Below are 18,769 nucleotides of genomic sequence, written 5' to 3'. Positions count from 1 at the left end.
CAATTCAGATATTAGGCTTGTTAGTTACGACTGTTATAAGCTTCAATAGCTTTGCTAGTTCTTGGGCTCCAAGTGGTAGCAACTGGTACGGTCCTTACACGATTAGTAAAGTTACTACATATATCAAAGATAGCTACAGAACGATGATTCACGTTGAAGAGACTCCTAATACGACATGCAGTACTACTAACCGAAAAAAAATGGCAACGTTATCGAACAGTAGCAGTAGCAGAACTCAACCGATTTTCTCTGCTGCCTCAAGCGCACAGGCACAACAGAAGAAAGTTATGTTATTGTTAGGTGGCAGTTGCAACGCTAGTCTCGGATTATCGATTTATGGCGTAGAGATACTATCCGAATAATTTACCATTTTTAGTTAGCACAGTACCAATTAACCATTAAACCAATTCAATGAATTTAAAAGGTAGTGTGCGTACCACTCTCTAGGTCCTGGCAATCAATAAGTTTACTTCACTGACCAAACCAACCTACCCATCTTTTGACCTAAAGCAAAACTCCCCGAAAAACACTTCTCGACATTCAAAAAATTCCATCTCACTCTAAGTTGCTATTTGCCGATTCAATTAAGCTAAGCTGAGTGCTTACTTTTAGGGCTATAACGTTTATGGCAAAAATTAATTTCAGCGTGTTATTAAAGCTTTTGATCTGTTTTGCTATCCCACTTTTGGTGCTAGCGCTGCCGAGTAGCGCGATTCCGATTGATGATTTAACGCTGATCCAACATCGGTTACTGGCGATTTTTTTGCTCGCGGCGCTACTTTGGGTATTAGAGCCTGTTCCCGTGTTTGCTACCTCGATTTTAATCATTGCGCTTGAATTAGTGATGATTTCAGACAAAGGCTTATTGCACTTTAGGGCATCGCCTGACAGCCAACCTCTTGGCGCACTTATCCCTTATACCGATATTCTTGCTGCCTTCTCATCACCGATTATTATTCTCTTTATGGGGGGCTTTGCATTGGCGATTGCCGCCTCAAAGTATGAACTAGACAACAACCTCGCCCGAGTTTTACTTAAGCCATTTGGTCACCAACCCAAATTTATCATGTTGGGTCTTATGCTCATCACTGCGGTGTTTTCCATGTTTATGTCTAACACGGCAACGACCGTTATGATGCTGGCGCTGCTTGGACCTATTGTTGCTTCCGCACCAAAAGGCGATCTCGGTATCAAAGCCTTAGTGTTGTGTATCCCTATTGCGGCGAATACGGGGGGCATTGCGACACCTATCGGTACGCCGCCCAATGCCATTGCATTGCAATACCTCACCGGAGAGAACGCCATCACCTTTTTGGAATGGATGATGATGGGGTTGCCTTTTGTTATTGTGCAACTCGCCATTGCCTGGATACTGCTACAAAAACTTTTTCCCTGTTCCCAGCAAAGCCTCACCCTCAAGCTAGGCGGAGCCTTTCAAACTAACTGGCGTGCGCTCGTGGTCTACGTCACCTTTGCTGCAACGATTTTACTGTGGATGACGACTCAGCTGCATGGCATGAACACCTATGTGGTTTCTGTCGTCCCATTGGCGGTCTTCACTCTTACCGGCATTATGGGTAAAGAGGAACTTAAACTGATTAACTGGGATGTGCTGTGGCTCGTTGCCGGTGGTATTGCGATTGGTATCGGGCTTGATAAAACCGGACTGGCCGTCGCATTAGCTCACGCGATAGATTATGACATGCTCAGTCCTATTGCCGTTTTGCTAACCTTATCCATCATCTGCTGGTTAATGGCCAACTTTATGTCTAATACCGCAACGGCTAACCTATTAATGCCGATTGCGGCAGCTATTGGCGCTTCGATGCAGGGATTGAGCGATGTGGGTGGGCTGCAAGGTCTGCTGGTTGTCGTCGCCTTTTCTGCCTCATTGGGGATGATACTCCCCGTCTCCACGCCTCCTAACTCATTAGCCTATTCAACCGGGCTGATTGAGAGCAAAGATATGGCAAAAACTGGCTTACTCATGGGGATGATCGGCTTAGTGATTGTCTACATTGCCGCGTTAATATTGACTTAATTGGCATGCTCGACAAATCAAGTTGTTCATTGTGGTGTGGCGGATGTACTGTTGAACAACAACATTTCATTCGCTCACTTCCGCTATCGTTTGCACTTTGTGCAGTCACGTAGTAAAAACCTAGCCAATATTTAACACGTAAAGTAGGACAATTATGGGTTTCGAGTGGCTTGCCCTCTTAGCGGCCTTTTTGTGGGCTGTCGCCAGTATTATTTCCGTCAAACCCGCCAAACACCTTGGTACCTTCGCATACAGTCGCTGGCGCATGGGATGCGTATCTGTGATTCTTACCATCATGGCCGCTGTGTTTGGAGGATGGGCAAGTATAGAAAGCCCACATATCCTACCGATGGTGTTGTCCGGACTGATTGGCATCTTTATTGGTGATACTGCGCTATTTGCTTGCTTGAATCGAATGGGACCTCGTCAGGCTGGACTGTTATTCTCTTGCCATGCCGTTTTCTCTGCCATTCTGGGTTACTTTCTATTTTCTGAAACCATGACCTCTTGGGAATTACTCGGTTCATCACTGGTGTTTGCTGGGGTAGCCACAGCAATCTTTTTTGGTCGCAAGAATAATACCCATCAACTTGACTCAATGAGCGGCAATATTTGGGTGGGTGTTGGACTTGGGATCACAGCCGCCATCTGTCAGGCTTTGGGAGGCGTGATCGCTAAACCAGTGATGTTGACCGATGTTGATCCTATCGCCGCGTCAGCCATCCGTATGATTTCTGCGTTTATCGCCCACAGTCTATTTTTTATCAGCGGGGCAAAGCTTGCCAAAGCGACTCAGCCTATAAACGTGTCTATCTTTGGTATCACTGCACTGAATGGCTTTTTGGCGATGGCGGTAGGGATGACCTTGATTCTGTATGCGCTTCAGACCGGCAATGTCGGTATGGTGGCACTGCTCTCCTCTACTACTCCGATTATGATTCTGCCTCTCTTGTGGCTATACACACGACAACGCCCAAACCGTTACGCTTGGGCGGGTGCGATACTTGCCGTTATCGGTACCAGCATCTTGGTGAGTTAAGCAATATCGAAAGGAAAAGCCACAACTTGGTCGATGTGTTTGGCGCCCAGCGCCAACATAATTAGTCTATCAATACCTAACGCGACTCCAGCGCAAGACGGTAATCCTGCTTTCAATGCTTCAATCAAATGGTCGTCGATTTGCTGAGGTTTCAGTCCCATTTGCACGCGCTTTTGATTATCTTGCTCAAACCTTTGCAGTTGCTCACTCGGGTTATCAAGCTCGTGGAAACCATTCGCCAATTCAATACCTTTAAAGTAAACCTCAAAGCGGTCAGCCACTCTTGAGTCAGATGGGTTCACTTTAGCCAAAGCGGCTTGAGAAGCCGGAAAATCGTAGACAAATGCAGGGCACGATTGACCAATATTTGTTTCAACATGCAAACTAAACAAGAGTTGCAATAGCGTATCTCTATCCTGCTCATTTTCAGCAATATCACCTAACCCCAGTTCTGTCGCCTTATCTCGCAATATCTGGATGTCTGCCGATAACGGACATAAATCTAAATGAGTCATAAATGCCTGCTGATAAGTCATACGCTCTGCTTGGGTCGTTGTGAGTACCCCTTGCAACAACTCGTCCATCTCATCCATCAGTTGATGATGATCGAAACCAACGCGATACCACTCCAACATGGTAAATTCCGGGTTGTGGTAACGACCACTTTCCTCGTTGCGAAATGCTTTATTGATTTGAAAGATTGAGCCACTGCCCGCTGCCAGCAATCGTTTCATATGGAACTCAGGACTTGTCATCAAATAAAGCGTCTGACCATCGGCATAGCCAGGACCGACAAAATCAGTCTTGAAAGTATGCAAGTGAACATCGGTTACAGTGGCATGACTCATTGCCGGCGTATCAACTTCCATTACATTTCTTGATACAAAAAACTGACGAATATTATTAATAATTTCAGAACGTTGCTTCAACAACGCCATACTTGCCGTAGGCTGCCAGTTTTTATGGTTCATGGTGATTTCCATTGGTTATTTTTATTACTCTCTGGGCTAAATCTGCATTTTGCCCAACATAAAACATGATTAAGATCACATTGATAGACAATATTAAGTGATGGCTTGCATTACCGGAACAAAAACCTAACTCAGTCAACTTTTTTGCCCAACCTATTATCTAATATTATCGGCAAATAATAAAAAGCTTGTCATAAGCGTTTCCTACCACTTGCAAGAACCGACTTGCAATCACACACTGGAGGATAACTGTGAAAACAATAACCACAGATATCGCAGTCATCGGCGCTGGTGGCGCTGGTCTAAGAACTGCTATTGCCGCCGCAGAGGCTAATCCGGAAATCAAAGTCGCTCTGATTTCTAAAGTCTACCCAATGCGTTCACACACCGTTGCCGCAGAAGGGGGATCCGCTGCCGTTATTAAGGAAGAAGATAGTCTAGATAACCACTTCAACGATACCGTTGGCGGTGGCGATTGGCTATGCGAGCAAGATGTTGTTGAATACTTCGTTAACAACGCCACACGAGAAATGATCCAGATGGAGCAATGGGGTTGCCCGTGGAGTCGCAAGGAAAACGGCGAGGTGAATGTACGTCGTTTTGGTGGCATGAAAGTGGAGCGCACTTGGTTTGCCGCCGACAAAACTGGCTTTCATATGCTGCATACCCTATTCCAAACCTCAATGAAATACCCACAGATTGAACGTTTTGATGAGTATTTTGTGGTCGATCTGCTTGTGGTCAATGGTGAAGTGCAAGGTCTTATCGCGATTCATATGTCTGAAGGTGAATTGGTTATCATCAAAGCCAAGTCCGTTGTTTTAGCAACTGGCGGGGCTGGTCGTGTATATCACTGTAACACCAATGGCGGCATCGTGACTGGCGATGGCATGGCGATGGCTTATCGCCACGGCGTACCACTGCGTGATATGGAATTTGTTCAATATCACCCAACCGGTCTTCCGGGTACGGGGATCCTAATGACCGAAGGCTGTCGTGGTGAAGGTGGCATCATCGTCAACAAAGATGGCTATCGCTATCTACAAGACTACGGTATGGGACCAGAAACGCCAGTCGGCGAGCCAAAGAACAAGTACATGGAATTGGGACCACGCGATAAAGTATCGCAAGCTTTCTGGCATGAACAGCAGAAAGGCAACACCATCAAACACCCGCTTGGCGATGTGGTTCATCTCGACCTACGTCATCTTGGTGAAGCGTATCTTCAAGAACGATTACCCTTTATTTGCGAACTCTCCAAGGCGTACGTCAATGTTGACCCAGCCAAAGAACCGATTCCAATCCGCCCAACGGTTCACTACACCATGGGAGGTATCGAAACCAATGGTCAATGCGAAACTCGCATTAACGGCTTATTCGCAGTCGGCGAGTGTGCCTCCGTCGGCTTGCACGGTGCTAACCGCTTGGGCTCTAACTCTCTAGCAGAATTTGTCGTATTTGGTCGCGTCGCTGGCGAACATGCCGTTGAGTGTGCCAAAAACTTTGCTGGCTGGGATGACAGCGCCATTGCCACTCAAGTGAGTGAAGTCGAGCAGAGAATCCAAGCCCTACTCGATCAAGAGGGCGATGAGAATTGGGCTGATATCCGTACCGAGATGGGGCATTCCATGGAAGCGGGTTGCGGTATCTACCGACAAGAAGATCTGATGCAAGCGACGATTGAGAAACTTCAAGAGCTTAAGCAGCGCTACAAACAGATTAAGATCCAAGATAAAGGCAAGGTATTCAATACCGACCTGTTATACGCCATTGAAGTCGGCTATGGATTGGAAGTCGCCGAGGCGATGGTTCACTCAGCGATTTTGCGTAAAGAGTCTCGTGGTGCTCACCAAAGGCTTGATGACGAATGCACAGAGCGTGATGACGTGAACTTCTTAAAGCATTCTCTTGCTTTCTATCAACCCGATAGCGCACCAAAAATTGACTACAGTGATGTCACTATCACCAAGTCTCAACCAAAAGCCCGACTCTATGGCGCCGCCGCTGAAGAAGCTGCGAAACAAGCTAACGAAGAGGAGCAAGTATAATGTCAGCTAATCGAATCCAAAGGGTCGATATTCTTCGTTATGACCCAGAAAAAGACAGTGCCCCTTACACGCAAACCTTTGAAGTGCCTTTTGATGAAACCATGTCAATACTCGACGCCATAGGTTACATCAAAGACAACTTAGACAAGCACCTTTCATACCGCTGGTCATGTCGCATGGCGATTTGTGGTTCTTGTGGGGTGATGGTTAATGGCGTACCTAAACTGGCATGTAAGAGTTTCCTACGTGATTATCCCGATGGCATCACTATCGAGCCATTAGCGAATTTCGCCATTGAGAAAGACTTGATCGTCGATATGACACCATTTATCGAGCGACTTGAGGCAATCAAGCCTTACATTATTGGTAATGACCGTAAACCCGAAGAGGGTGCCAACCTTCAGACCCCACAGCAGATGGCTAAATACAAACAGTTTGCTGCCTGTATCAACTGCGGTCTTTGCTACGCCGCTTGTCCTCAATTTGGGCTTAATCCAGAGTTTATGGGACCAGCCGCGCTCACTCTAGCCCATCGCTACAACCTAGACAGCCGTGATAACGGCGCTAAGGAGCGTATGCCACTGATTAATGGTGAGAATGGCGCTTGGGGATGTACCTTTGTCGGCTACTGCTCAGAAGTCTGCCCTAAGAATGTTGACCCAGCTGCCGCTGTAAACCAAGGAAAGATCGCATCTTCAACTGACTTTGTGATTGCCATGTTTAAACCAGACGGTAAAGCGCAAACGGTGGAGGGATAAGATCATGAGTAATAGAAAACCTTATGTCCGCGAAATGAACGCCACTTGGTGGACCAAGCACCCATTCTATCGTTTCTATATGCTCAGAGAAGCGACGGTGTTACCACTGATATTGTTTACCCTATTTGTTACCTTTGGTTTGGGAGCATTAGTAAAAGGGGCGGATGCTTGGAATACTTGGCTAGCGTTTATGGCGAGTCCCATCGTGATTGCAATTAATATCGTTGCTCTTGCTGGGAGTCTATTTCATGCTGCAACCTTCTTCTCAATGATGCCTCAAGTGATGCCCATTCGCATCAAGGGAAAACCGATTGAGAAGAAAACGATTGTGCTCGCACAGTGGGCTGCCGTCGCTGCTATCTCACTGATTGTGCTGATCATAGTGTAAGGAGATTGATTATGATTAACCGTAATCCTAGACGTTCAGACGAACCAATCTGGTGGGGACTGTTTGGTGCCGGAGGGACATGGTTTGCCATGATAACGCCGATTACTATCTTGGTTTTGGGTATCTTAGTGCCACTCGGTATTATTGACGCTGAAAGTCTAAGTTATGAACGCGTATCTAGCTTTGTCTCTAGCTTAATCGGCGGCTTGTTTGTCATCGCCACCTTAGCTCTGCCTATGTGGCACGCCATGCACAGAGTCCACCACGGCATGCACGATCTCAAACTACACACCGGGGTGGTCGGTAAGATCGCTTGTTATTTTTTTGCCGCGCTGATTAGCTGTATCGCGGTGATATTTGTCTTTATGGTGTAATCTAAAACCATAGACCAAAGAGCATATAAAAAGAACCACAAAAAAAGAGGTCGCATTTGGCGACCTCTTCTATTTTCATTAACTAGCTCGAATTGAATTACTTCACACGACCTACGTATTCAGCTGTACGTGTATCCACCTTAATCACTTCACCAATTTGGATGAACAGTGGAACACGAACAACCGCGCCTGTTGTTAGTGTCGCAGGTTTACCACCCGTACCTTGAGTATCACCTTTCAGACCAGGGTCCGTTTCAACCACTTCTAGCTCAACAAAATTAGGTGGAGTCACAGTAATTGGGTTACCATTCCAAAGAGTAAGCATACAAGTGTTGTTTTCTACCAACCATTTTGCGTTGTCACCCACTGCTTTAACATCAGCAGCAATCTGCTCGAATGTTTCAGCGTTCATAAAGTGGTAGAATTCACCATCTGAGTATAGGTAGTCTAGGTCGATATCCATTACGTCAGCAACTTCAACAGTTTCACCTGACTTAAATGTTTTCTCTAGCACTTTGCCAGACAGTAGCTTACGAATTTTTACACGGTTGAACGCTTGGCCTTTACCTGGCTTTACGTATTCGTTTTCTAGAATCACGCAAGGCTCGCTATCAAGCATTAATTTCAGACCGCCTTTAAATTCATTGGTGCTAACAGTAGCCATTGTATCCTCTTAGTTTTCTTCGAGTTAAAATTTCATGTCGCCTATCATAACCCGAAATCTTGTTTCTGTTGAGCAAAACTGGCTCAAACAATTAGCGAATGCGATCTCAGATCCCTATCAACTGCTAGAGCAGTTACAGATTGATGCGACGCCCTGGGAAACAGGCCTTAGGGCTAGGCGCTTATTTCCAATGCGTGTTCCTCAAAGCTTTGTTGATCGCATGGAAAAAGGCAACCCCAATGATCCTCTACTAAGGCAGGTTCTCCCTCTTAGTGAAGAGTTTGAGGTTCATGATGGATACTCCCAAGATCCGCTTGAGGAGCAAGACAGTGTGGTTCCGGGGCTTTTGCATAAATACCAAAGCCGTGCACTGATGATTGTCAAAGGGGGTTGCGCCGTCAACTGTCGCTACTGTTTCCGCCGCCATTTTCCTTACCAAGACAACAAAGGCGGTAAAACGCAATGGCAGCAAGCTTTAGACTATATTGCTAACCAACCTGCCATCAACGAGGTTATTTTGTCAGGGGGCGATCCCTTGATGGCAAAAGACCATGAGCTGGCTTGGTTGATGCAACGCATTGAACAAATACCGCACATTAACACCATCCGTGTGCATACTCGTCTGCCTGTGGTGATCCCACAACGTATTACCGAGGAGTTAGTGCAGTTATTTGCACAGACGCGCCTCAACGTGGTTCTGGTGACGCATATTAACCATGCAAACGAAGTTAACCGTGAACTCGCGGCGAGTATCGATAAGCTTAAAGAGGTGGGTGTGACGGTATTAAATCAAGGCGTGCTGCTCAAAGGCGTCAATGATGATGTGGAATCACAAATTGAATTGAGCCATACACTATTCAATTCAGGAATTCTGCCTTACTACCTGCATGTTCTCGACAAAGTTCAAGGTGCTGCCCATTTCTATGTCAGTGATCAACAAGCTAAGGCGATTATGCAAGGGTTGCTCGAAAGGGTTTCTGGGTACCTTGTTCCCAAGTTGACGCGAGAGGAAGGGGGAAGAAAAAGCAAAACCCCATTGGATCTCAATCTGGAGTAGCGTGACTTGAGAAAAAGGCCCTAGCGATTTAGCTAGGGCCTATTCGTTTCAGTGCCCAATGGTCACTATTTTGCGAAATTGATGATTGGGAAGCACTTAAGGAAACCGTTATCGGCGCAGTTAATTAAGCCGATTTGAATACCATCAATCGTATTGGTTTTATTAAAAATACCAAATTGGAAGTTAGATTTATTTGAAATACTCGCCAGACCGATATCTGCCATGGTGTAACCCTCAGAGTAGTTCACTGCACTCCAGTTTAAACCTTGTACGTCTTGAGTCACGTTTACCGCACCTAGGTTAACACCTTGTGTCTTACCGGTGTTCCAGTTGAATAGACCCAAAGAAGCTCCTTTCATCTCTTGAGTCACCTTAGAGGCACCAAAGAACAGACCAAAGTTGACACCCGTTGTACGCTTGGTTTCTGACATACCTAAAAGAGAAAAATCAACCCCTTTCACTTCATCAACTTGACCGTGAAGAACGGCAAGTCTGACACCACCAACCGCACCAGCATCAGGCGCATTGAATCCATTGAGAGTGGAAAACATCACTGGGGTACTAGCAAAAACCGCTGGCGCTGCCACTGCTGCCATAAGAGCGAGAGTTGAAGCTGCTTTTTTCATTGTTATCTCCAATAGTTACCTGTTTTTTATCACTAACTAAATTTAGTTTAGGTGATAATAGGTAGGCAGGTGACGCAAAATGTCATCAGTCCGTAAAATCCATCACATTTCACAAAACACAAAACACAAAAAAGACCGAAAAGGAAAACCCCTTCGATCTCTTAGATAGTCAGCTCATGAAACATAAAATTAGTTCAAAAAAATCCCCAAGCCATGGCTTGGGGATTTGTGTATAGGAGAGCAGCGATTAAGCAAGCCTCCTTTGGTCATTTAAGATGTCAATCAATTATCGACTAGTCAGAAAGTTCATCGATGGTACGCTTGACCAAACGGACTTCATCAAGCATTGCTTCGGCGTCATCTGCAGGTTTACCTTGATAAGATAAAACAAACTCATCAACACGCACTTCTAAATCATCATCAAGATACTGTTCATGAGCATAAAGGTTACCACCTGTATCACTGCTCATTGTGTCAGTATCAACTTCCAGGGTTGCAAATATCTCAACATCCGGTGCCGTATTATCTGCGATAACAAGCGTAACTTGTTTAAAGCAATCTTTATTAGAGCCTTCTGGGGCATCATCAAGCTTTGATACATGGGTGCGAGCATCAGCAATGATATTTCCTGATCCGTCTTTGACACCGTAATGAAGCGTGGTTAAAGAATCATCACCTTTCTTATCACAGTAATAAAGTGAGTAAGTAAGATCGACCCCCGTTGCAACGTCAGTGATAGATTGACTTACACTTGGTTTTACAGTGAAGTCATGAATATCACCTTCATCTTCTTTAAATCTAATGCGAACAGACCCACCATCAAAGGCGCTATCTGATGAACTACCCACATCACCTAAACCACCATCACTATCTTCAACAGTGTCCCAGACACCAAGTGAACCACTATCATTCTTCCAGTTATCCAAATTGCCATCTACGACTGAATCAACGGTCACTTCATCAGCGACTTTTAAGGTGATTGTACCTGTTGTTTCATCGACACCCGTTTCAAACTCATGGATTACATAGGTGTAATTACTCGATGTTTCTTCCCCTTCAAAGACATGATCATTAACAACAATTGAATAGGTGCCTTTAACAAAAGCAGAGACAGCGTATTTTTCACTAGCGGTTAAAGCAATATCCGATTGTGATGCGGTTGCGCTTCCAGAAACTAATAAGCTATTACCCGCAAACGCACCTGCGTCAGTATCAATAATTGAACCACCACTCCAACTTGTTAAACCATCTTCAAAGTCAGCATTAGCAATCTCAGCTTCTACCATAATAGCGGCAGGTTTTTCGTAGGAATATGATTGTGGACCAACGTCTGCGTACTCTAATGGTGTCACTGTTGCGGTGTCGGTATTAATATCATCAGCACCTACTTGTGTCGTGTCACCACGAGCAGTACCGTCCATATCTTGAGTTACATCAGCAAAATCCGCTTTTTCGTAGCTTCCAGCAGTTAAATCTGGCGAGTCATCACTTGGACGATAAAGCCCATCTTCCGCTTTTGCTAACGCTGCAGACATAAATGTCGCACCAAGATCGGTTGCATCCACATCATCTGTTTCTGCTAACTTGCCACTGCCATAAACAATATTACCCGTGTAGACAGAGCCTTCCCCAATACCGTCTTCGGTATCAACAAAAACATCACCAACAGCTTGATCAATAATATTGTTCGCAAAATAGACTAGCTTAGGCGTTTTTGACTTACCACCACCATTTACATTGACACTATTGACACTATTCACAACCGTATTATGCGCAATATGCACGTTTTCTACCTGTTGATAACCGTTATCGCCATCACCCGCGCCATCATGGCCAATGATCACAATACCACCGTGATGCGAAGTGTTTTGGTAACGTGCCCCTTCGATGTAGTTATTGGTAATGGTATGACCGTCATCAACGATACGTAAGCCACCTGCGTATGGGAAGCCATCGCCAAACATAAAGTTATTGCTGATCACGTTAGTATTACCATGACGGTTAGTAATTGAACCATAACTATTGCGCACGGTATTACCAGAGATAACGTTATTGGTGCCTTTATTTGAAATAACTTCTGCTTCACCTTGAATATTTTCAAATAGATTACCGACAACCATAGAATTGCCTGGGTAATGGTGAGTCGCACTTAAACCCGTCCTGACTGCTTCGTAGTCGTTATCACCGCTATCAGCGTACATTTTCCCATTTGCTGGTGGACGGTTTGCAATATAATTACCGTAAACAATAGCGCCTTGCGCAATAAACTGAAGTACCTCTTCTTCCGTCGCCTCATCATTTACCCAACGGTTGATTGAAACCATCGGGTTCGCTGCTGTTTTACCACTAAAAATATTATGGTCGACCCAAATATCTTTACCGTAAACATGCGCGAAAATACCACCTGAGCTCGTTGCTTTACCGTTAACAATGACATTTTCTGTAATACGGCAATTATGACAAAGGTCTTCTAAATTACTGCCTAAACGTGTTTCAAAAAAGCTACTACTAAAAATGGGCTCTTCAAAAATAAAGCCTTGGAATTGAGCATAAGAGCCACCCATTTTAATGGATACTTCCCCGCCCGAGAAAATGACCTTACCTGGATTCTCCGCCGCTATTTTTATTGGCGCTTCTTTCGTACCAGCACCACCAAACTTAACTTCAAATCCACTAGTATATGTTCCATCAGCTAAGCATAAGGTCGTACCCGCTTCCATAGACTCTGATGCTGCATCAGCTAAATCATCTGCATCAGTAAATACTTGTGTACAATCAACCTCAGGAATAGTTAATACGCCATTCGGTAAGGTTGGCGTAATCAATACACCTTCATCAGCGTATTCTATGGTAATGGTGACCGTGTGTTGCGTACCGTCCACCGATGTAACGGTAATGCTTTCGGTTAAGGTTTCGCCTGATGCTAACGCAACAACATCGCTATTGGTCGCATCAAGTTCGTAAGTCCAATCGCCCGATGCACTGATAGTAAACGTACCATACTTACTGGCACTACTCGATACGAACTCAGCTTCACCAGCATCATCATCGGTTATCGTTAACGATTCGCTAACGCTCGTTGCCGTTGAGTAGATACTCGCTGTATCGGTTCCTGCTATCACAGCAGGAGTATTAGTAGCAGAGGTAGGAGCGGTGATAGTAATAGTGATCGTGTGTTGCGTACCGTCCACCGATGAAACGGTAATGCTTTCGGTTAAGGTTTCACCTGATGCTAACGCAACAACATCGCTATTGGTCGTATCAAGTTCGTAAGTCCAATCGCCCGATGCACTGATAGTAAACGTACCATACTTACTGGCACTACTCGATACGAACTCAGCTTCACCAGCGTCATCATCGGTTATCGTTAACGATTCGCTAACGCTCGTTGCCGTTGAGTCGATACTTGCTGTATCGGTTCCTGCTATCACAGCAGGAGTATTCGTACTAGAAGGAGCAGTGATGGTGATGGTGACCGTGTGTTGCGTACCGTCCACCGATGAAACGGTAATGCTTTCGGTTAAGGTTTCACCTGATGCTAACGCAACAACATCGCTATTGGTCGTATCAAGTTTGTAAGTCCAATCACCCGATGTACTGATGGTAAACGTACCATACTCAGTGGCACTACTCGATACGAACTCAGCTTCACCAGCATCAACATCGGTTATCGTTAACGATTCGCTAACGCTCGTTGAGGTAGAGTAGATACTCGCTGTATCGGTTCCTGCTATCACAGCAGGGGTATTATCAGAACCAGGATCGGTACCACTAGAGGTAGATTCTCCTCCACATGCTGTCAATCCAACAACTGCGGAAGCAAGTAGTAGCTTCTTATACATTTTTCACCCCTTGATTAGCTTTAAAAGAAAGCAACGCTATGCAACGAATTGCAAATTATTGTAATCGATTGCAATGGTATGTCTTTCTAAAACAAGAGATTTCGGAGAAAGTCACAATAAGGTGAATAAATAATCATTAAAACAACAACAATATGGGTGAGATCACTCTGGTGGTAATGATGAGCTTATTTATTTGTCATAAAAGGTAAGAAAAGCTTTTAAATAGGCTATGTCTGAATGAATTGTTGCGACGCTCGCCCAACAGCTTCAAATAAACAAATGACAGGATGAGCCGCGCGAACAGCCATTAATACAGAGTCACTGTTGCCTTTATCCGCATAAAGAAAGCAACAATGCGAGCTTGACGAAACACCGATAAACACAGGAATACCCCAGAAAAAAAGGATCTCATTGTCACCAATGAGATCCTTCTAATTTTTTAGCTATAAGTAACGGCTAAAAAGAGGATGATTACATCATTCCTGGCATGCCACCCATACCGCCCATATCAGGCATTGCTGGTGCATCTTTCTGTGGTGCGTCAGTCACCATCGCTTCTGTTGTGATCATTAGACCCGCAACCGATGCAGCAAACTGAAGTGCGCTACGCGTTACTTTCGTTGGGTCTAGGATACCCATTTCTAGCATGTCGCCGTATTCACCAGTAGCCGCGTTGTAGCCATAGCTGCCTTCGCCTGCTTTCACATTGTTTGCAACAACAGACTCTTCATCACCCGCGTTGGCTGTGATTTGACGAAGTGGTGCTTCCATTGCACGTAGAGCAACGCGAATACCCACATTTTGCTCTTCGTTTGCACCTTCAAGACCGACAACTTTAGAAGCTGCGCGGATAAGTGCAACACCACCACCGGCAACCACACCTTCTTCAACGGCTGCGCGAGTCGCGTGAAGTGCGTCTTCAACGCGGTCTTTCTTCTCTTTCATTTCAACTTCAGTAGCAGCGCCGACTTTGATTACTGCAACACCGCCAGCTAGCTTAGCTACGCGCTCTTGAAGTTTCTCTTTGTCATAGTCAGAAGTTGCTTCTTCAATCTGTTGACGAATTTGAACAACACGCCCCTGAATAGCCGCTTCTTCGCCTGCACCATCAATAATGGTTGAGTTTTCTTTAGTGATCGCAACACGCTTCGCTTGACCAAGATCTTCAAGCGTTACTTTCTCAAGATCTAGACCGATTTCTTCAGAAATTACCGTACCGCCAGTTAGGATAGCGATATCTTGTAGCATCGCTTTACGACGATCACCGAAACCTGGAGCCTTAACTGCCGCCACTTTAACAATGCCACGCATGTTGTTAACAACGAGTGTCGCTAGGGCTTCGCCTTCTACATCTTCAGCAATGATCAGTAGTGGGCGAGAAGCTTTTGCTACCGCTTCCAGCGTTGGAAGCAATTCACGGATGTTAGAAACTTTTTTATCGATCAGTAGGATAAATGGGTTATCTAGCTCAACGCTACCTGCTTCTTGGTTGTTGACGAAGTAAGGAGATAAGTAGCCACGATCGAACTGCATACCTTCAACAACATCAAGCTCATCTTGCAGTGCTTGACCTTCTTCAACCGTGATAACACCATCACGACCGACTTTTTCCATCGCTTCTGCAATGATATTACCCACGCTCTCGTCTGAGTTCGCAGAAATAGTACCTACCTGTGCAATAGCTTTAGTATCTGCACATGGAACAGATAGTGCTTTTAGTTCTTCAACAGCAGCAATCACAGCTTTGTCGATACCGCGCTTAAGATCCATTGGGTTCATACCCGCAGCAACCGCTTTTAGACCTTCAGCAATAATAGATTGCGCAAGTACGGTTGCTGTTGTGGTACCGTCACCAGCAGCATCGTTCGCTTGAGATGCCACTTCTTTAACCATCTGCGCGCCCATGTTTTGGAACTTGTCTTCGAGTTCAATTTCGCGAGCAACAGAAACACCATCTTTAGTGATGGTTGGAGCGCCAAAAGATTTATCTAGCACTACGTTGCGGCCTTTAGGACCAAGGGTGACTTTTACTGCATCAGCTAGGACGTTTACGCCTTCTAGCATCTTAATTCGTGCGTCGTTACCAAATTTAACGTCTTTAGCAGCCATTTTTTATTTCCTTATCTAAATCTAAAATTCTAGGGATGACTTTATTATTCAGAGCAAAAATTACTCAACGATTGCCATAATGTCGTTCTCAGACATTATTAGAACTTCTTTACCATCAATTTTTTCAGTTTTGGTGCCGTAGCCTTCAGCGAAGATAACTGTGTCGCCTACTTTTACGTCTAATGGTTGTACTGAACCATTTTCCAAAATACGGCCGTTACCCACAGCCAATACAGTACCACGTGTAGATTTTTCCGCAGCTGAACCAGTTAAAACGATGCCGCCAGCAGATTTTGATTCAACTTCTTGACGTTCAACGATTACTCGGTCGTGTAGAGGACGGATATTCATCGGTCGATTCTCCTGATTATTTTTCCATTTAGCTTTTGATAGTGCCTAGTGAACACCCCAGACAGCCTTTGTTGCGTATGATGCTATCTGAAGATATTTGGCTTGTGATGAATATGTTGGGGGTGATTTATCTAAACCCAAGGGGCAAGCTGTAAAAATTTGAGATTTAACCTACAGATCTGATGACGTTAACTCTAAGCGTTGCCATCTTAGCCATCTCGCACCACTGGATTAATTGCGTTATGCTAGCGACTGATTTCATTGGTATTAACGGCTATGCACGACAAACACGGATTACTCTCGGCTCCCATCGCTCTAGTTTTGCGTCAAATGACGGTGCCTATGGTGTTTGGCATGATTGCCATTCTCGCCTTTAACTTAGTCGATACCTTTTTTATCTCATTACTCGGCACGGACGCACTCGCTGCGGTTAGCTTTACTTTCCCTGTCACCTTCTCGGTTAACTGTATCACTATGGGAATAGGCATTGGGCTTTCGACCAATATTGGGCGCTCTCTCGGTGAACATGATATCGATACGGCAAAGCGCCTAACCACACATGGTCTCATGCTGGCCGTCACTCTCGTGCTTGTCGCCTCTGTCATCGGCCTATTGACCATTTCACCTCTATTCACCCTGTTAGGTGCCGATCAAACTACCCTGCCATTAATCCAGCAATATATGCAGGTTTGGTATCTTGCCGTGCCGTTACTCGTCGTGCCGATGGCGGGCAATAGCGCTATTCGTGCCACTGGAGACACGAAGACCCCGGCAAAAATCATGATGCTGTCGGGTTTAATCAACGGTATTCTTGATCCCCTGCTTATCTTTGGTATTGGACCTTTTCCTGAAATGGGTATCCAAGGCGCAGCGTTAGCAAGTGGGGTTGCGTGGAGTATTGCCTTAGTGTTCTCCCTGTACATTCTCGCCAAAAGAGAGCAGCTACTCGGTCTATTCTCCGTACTCAAAATCATTGGCGATTGGGGAGCAATATTAAAAATTGGCTTACCCTCCGCTCTATCCTCCGCCATGGCGCCGATTTCTGGCGCCATCCTCATGAAGCTGTTATCGGTTCACGGCACCATCGCCGTCGCAGCCTTTGGGGCAGCGCAGCGCGTTGAAGCCGTATTGATCTTGGTGTTAATTTCACTGAGTTCCGCATTGACGCCTTTTATGGCACAGAATTTTGGTGCTAAGAATAGAAACCGCAGCTTCTCAGCGCTTTTTTTAAGTATGCGCTTCTCGGTGCTATTTCAGCTATTAGTGTTTGTGATGATGGTGCCACTGAGCCATCCTATATCGCTTATGTTTTCTCAAGAACAAGCGGTTAGGGACATCTTATGGCTCTACCTAATTACGGTGCCGTTAAGCTATGGATGTTTAGGTATCATGATGATGCTGGGGAGTGGATTGAACGCTTTGCATCAACCCAGTAAAGCGTTTTTATGGAGTCTGTTGAGGCTATTTGTTTTCACCCTGCCTGCCGCATTTGTGGGAGGTCACTTCTACGGCATACAGGGGATATTTATCGGGGTTACTGGCGGGAATATTGCCGGCGGTGTGATGGCCTACTTATACGCCAAGAAATTATCTAAGCATCTATTATCTAAACACCTATAGGCTGAGGACTAAACCAAGGATTGTTGACCTCTAGCCTAGATCCCATCACCACCGATAAAGGTTTTTGATTTACCATTAAATTGCTGATCCATATCCAACGAAGGCATATCCGATTTCGGTCGACCAACAATTTTAGCGGGCACACCCGCGGCGGTAGTATGCGCTGGAACAGGTTGAAGGACCACCGAGCAGGAAGCAATCTTAGCGCCGACACCCACTTCAATATTGCCAAGCACTTTAGCGCCCGCACCAATCATGACCCCTTCACGGATTTTAGGGTGACGATCTCCGCACTCTTTACCAGTACCTCCTAGCGTCACATCTTGCAGGATAGATACATCATTTTCGACCACCGCCGTTTCACCAATGACAATACCGGTCGCATGGTCCAGCATGATGCCCTTGCCGATTTTTGCTGCCGGATGAATATCGACCTGACAAGCGACCGATATTTGGTTCTGTAGATACGTGGCAAGCGCCATGCGTCCCTGTTTCCATAACCAGTTGGCAACACGATAACCTTGCAGTGCGTGGTAACCTTTAAGGTAAAGCAGGGGCATAGAGTAGCTAGAAACCGCAGGGTCACGATTTACCGTCGCGCAGATATCGCAAGCCGCGGCATCAATGATGCTTGGATCGGCGCGGAAAGCTTGCTCTACCACTTCTCGTACTGCCATTGCTGGCATCGAAGCCGTATTGAGCTTATTGGCAAGAATATAACTCAATGCCGCCGACAAGCTTTCATGATTAATAATCGTCGCGTGGTAAAAACTGGCCAGCATAGGCTCTTGTTCAGAGAGTGCACGAGCCTCTTTTACGATGCACTCCCAAGTTTTCTGCTTCTCGCAATGCTTCATGGTCTATCCTAAATATGTCACTTC

The 18,769-nt window shown here is 45.4% G+C and carries 15 protein-coding genes; 8 read left to right on the top strand and 7 right to left on the bottom strand.

Translation table 11 applies throughout. From position 1 onward, the window contains the following. The first annotated feature begins 625 nt into the window (after positions 1-625). Positions 626-2,041, top strand: a complete 1,416-nt coding sequence (locus L9Q39_RS01405; RefSeq protein ID WP_237483373.1) for an SLC13 family permease — start codon at positions 626-628, stop codon at positions 2,039-2,041. A 154-nt stretch (positions 2,042-2,195) separates the two neighbouring features. Beyond that, the gene (locus tag L9Q39_RS01400) at positions 2,196-3,080 is read left to right on the top strand and encodes a DMT family transporter (RefSeq protein ID WP_237483372.1); all 885 of its coding nucleotides are present in this window, start codon (positions 2,196-2,198) and stop codon (positions 3,078-3,080) included. Here L9Q39_RS01400 and epmA read toward each other — a convergent pair. Beyond that, complete coding sequence (epmA, locus tag L9Q39_RS01395; protein WP_237483371.1) at positions 3,077-4,051, bottom strand: elongation factor P--(R)-beta-lysine ligase; 975 nt, start codon at positions 4,049-4,051, stop codon at positions 3,077-3,079. The two genes, L9Q39_RS01400 and epmA, sit on opposite strands and share 4 nt — an antisense overlap. A gap of 251 nt (positions 4,052-4,302) precedes the next feature. Between epmA and frdA the strand changes: the two genes are divergently transcribed. From frdA to frdD, 4 genes are read left to right on the top strand one after another with little or no spacing between them, the layout of a single operon-like run. Continuing rightward, the gene (gene frdA, locus L9Q39_RS01390; RefSeq protein WP_237483370.1) at positions 4,303-6,099 is read left to right on the top strand and encodes a fumarate reductase (quinol) flavoprotein subunit; all 1,797 of its coding nucleotides are present in this window, start codon (positions 4,303-4,305) and stop codon (positions 6,097-6,099) included. Next, positions 6,099-6,857: a succinate dehydrogenase/fumarate reductase iron-sulfur subunit gene (locus L9Q39_RS01385; RefSeq protein WP_237483369.1), complete on the top strand. Its 759-nt coding sequence runs from the start codon at positions 6,099-6,101 to the stop codon at positions 6,855-6,857. The genes frdA and L9Q39_RS01385 overlap by 1 nt, the downstream gene beginning before the upstream one ends. A 4-nt stretch (positions 6,858-6,861) precedes the next feature. Further along, the gene (frdC, locus tag L9Q39_RS01380) at positions 6,862-7,245 is read left to right on the top strand and encodes a fumarate reductase subunit FrdC (protein WP_237483368.1); all 384 of its coding nucleotides are present in this window, start codon (positions 6,862-6,864) and stop codon (positions 7,243-7,245) included. An 11-nt stretch (positions 7,246-7,256) separates the two neighbouring features. Then, complete coding sequence (gene frdD, locus L9Q39_RS01375; RefSeq protein WP_237483367.1) at positions 7,257-7,619, top strand: fumarate reductase subunit FrdD; 363 nt, start codon at positions 7,257-7,259, stop codon at positions 7,617-7,619. Positions 7,620-7,716: 97 nt separating this feature from the next. Here the strand turns inward: frdD and efp are convergent, their stop codons facing one another. Next, positions 7,717-8,283 carry an elongation factor P gene (gene efp, locus L9Q39_RS01370; protein WP_237483366.1) on the bottom strand — a complete coding sequence of 189 codons (567 nt, stop codon included), beginning with the start codon at positions 8,281-8,283 and terminating at the stop codon, positions 7,717-7,719. A gap of 34 nt (positions 8,284-8,317) precedes the next feature. On the opposite strand from efp, the gene epmB reads away from it, so the two are divergent. Continuing rightward, positions 8,318-9,340: an EF-P beta-lysylation protein EpmB gene (gene epmB, locus L9Q39_RS01365; RefSeq protein ID WP_237483365.1), complete on the top strand. Its 1,023-nt coding sequence runs from the start codon at positions 8,318-8,320 to the stop codon at positions 9,338-9,340. A 65-nt stretch (positions 9,341-9,405) separates the two neighbouring features. On the opposite strand, the gene L9Q39_RS01360 is transcribed toward epmB, so the two are convergent. From L9Q39_RS01360 to L9Q39_RS01345, 4 genes are all read right to left on the bottom strand, one after another. Next, on the bottom strand, positions 9,406-9,966 hold the full coding sequence (locus L9Q39_RS01360) for a VC2662 family protein (RefSeq protein WP_237483364.1): 561 nt from the start codon (positions 9,964-9,966) through the stop codon (positions 9,406-9,408). Positions 9,967-10,259: 293 nt separating this feature from the next. Next, positions 10,260-13,808 (bottom strand): VCBS domain-containing protein, encoded by a 3,549-nt coding sequence (locus L9Q39_RS01355; protein WP_237483363.1) that lies wholly within the window; start codon positions 13,806-13,808, stop codon positions 10,260-10,262. A gap of 471 nt (positions 13,809-14,279) precedes the next feature. Then, positions 14,280-15,917 carry a chaperonin GroEL gene (gene groL, locus L9Q39_RS01350; protein ID WP_237483362.1) on the bottom strand — a complete coding sequence of 546 codons (1,638 nt, stop codon included), beginning with the start codon at positions 15,915-15,917 and terminating at the stop codon, positions 14,280-14,282. 60 nt (positions 15,918-15,977) lie between these two features. Further along, positions 15,978-16,268 (bottom strand): co-chaperone GroES, encoded by a 291-nt coding sequence (locus L9Q39_RS01345; protein ID WP_237483361.1) that lies wholly within the window; start codon positions 16,266-16,268, stop codon positions 15,978-15,980. A gap of 276 nt (positions 16,269-16,544) precedes the next feature. Here L9Q39_RS01345 and L9Q39_RS01340 point away from each other — a divergent pair, with 276 nt between their 5' ends. After that, on the top strand, positions 16,545-17,888 hold the full coding sequence (locus tag L9Q39_RS01340) for an MATE family efflux transporter (protein WP_237483360.1): 1,344 nt from the start codon (positions 16,545-16,547) through the stop codon (positions 17,886-17,888). Between the two features lie 35 nt (positions 17,889-17,923). Here the strand turns inward: L9Q39_RS01340 and cysE are convergent, their stop codons facing one another. Next, positions 17,924-18,745, bottom strand: coding sequence for a serine O-acetyltransferase (gene cysE, locus L9Q39_RS01335; protein ID WP_237483359.1), 822 nt, complete (start codon positions 18,743-18,745; stop codon positions 17,924-17,926). Positions 18,746-18,769 lie beyond the last annotated feature (24 nt).

The organism is Vibrio hippocampi, assembly GCF_921292975.1.
Taxonomy (GTDB): Bacteria; Pseudomonadota; Gammaproteobacteria; order Enterobacterales; family Vibrionaceae; genus Vibrio; species Vibrio hippocampi.
Note: the sequence above shows the minus strand (reverse complement) of the source record. Positions and strands in the feature narration are given on the sequence as shown.

Excerpts from the sequence above, each read along its gene's own strand:
- efp (WP_237483366.1), bottom strand. The coding sequence starts at position 8,283 with ATGGCTACTGTTAGCACCAATGAATTTAAAGGCGGTCTGAAATTAATG.
- groL (WP_237483362.1), bottom strand. The coding sequence starts at position 15,917 with ATGGCTGCTAAAGACGTTAAATTTGGTAACGACGCACGAATTAAGATG.
- L9Q39_RS01385 (WP_237483369.1), top strand. The coding sequence starts at position 6,099 with ATGTCAGCTAATCGAATCCAAAGGGTCGATATTCTTCGTTATGACCCA.
- L9Q39_RS01355 (WP_237483363.1), bottom strand. The coding sequence starts at position 13,808 with ATGTATAAGAAGCTACTACTTGCTTCCGCAGTTGTTGGATTGACAGCA.
- L9Q39_RS01405 (WP_237483373.1), top strand. The coding sequence starts at position 626 with ATGGCAAAAATTAATTTCAGCGTGTTATTAAAGCTTTTGATCTGTTTT.
- frdD (WP_237483367.1), top strand. The coding sequence starts at position 7,257 with ATGATTAACCGTAATCCTAGACGTTCAGACGAACCAATCTGGTGGGGA.
- epmB (WP_237483365.1), top strand. The coding sequence starts at position 8,318 with ATGTCGCCTATCATAACCCGAAATCTTGTTTCTGTTGAGCAAAACTGG.
- epmA (WP_237483371.1), bottom strand. The coding sequence starts at position 4,051 with ATGAACCATAAAAACTGGCAGCCTACGGCAAGTATGGCGTTGTTGAAG.
- L9Q39_RS01400 (WP_237483372.1), top strand. The coding sequence starts at position 2,196 with ATGGGTTTCGAGTGGCTTGCCCTCTTAGCGGCCTTTTTGTGGGCTGTC.
- frdC (WP_237483368.1), top strand. The coding sequence starts at position 6,862 with ATGAGTAATAGAAAACCTTATGTCCGCGAAATGAACGCCACTTGGTGG.
- cysE (WP_237483359.1), bottom strand. The coding sequence starts at position 18,745 with ATGAAGCATTGCGAGAAGCAGAAAACTTGGGAGTGCATCGTAAAAGAG.
- L9Q39_RS01345 (WP_237483361.1), bottom strand. The coding sequence starts at position 16,268 with ATGAATATCCGTCCTCTACACGACCGAGTAATCGTTGAACGTCAAGAA.
- L9Q39_RS01340 (WP_237483360.1), top strand. The coding sequence starts at position 16,545 with ATGCACGACAAACACGGATTACTCTCGGCTCCCATCGCTCTAGTTTTG.
- L9Q39_RS01360 (WP_237483364.1), bottom strand. The coding sequence starts at position 9,966 with ATGAAAAAAGCAGCTTCAACTCTCGCTCTTATGGCAGCAGTGGCAGCG.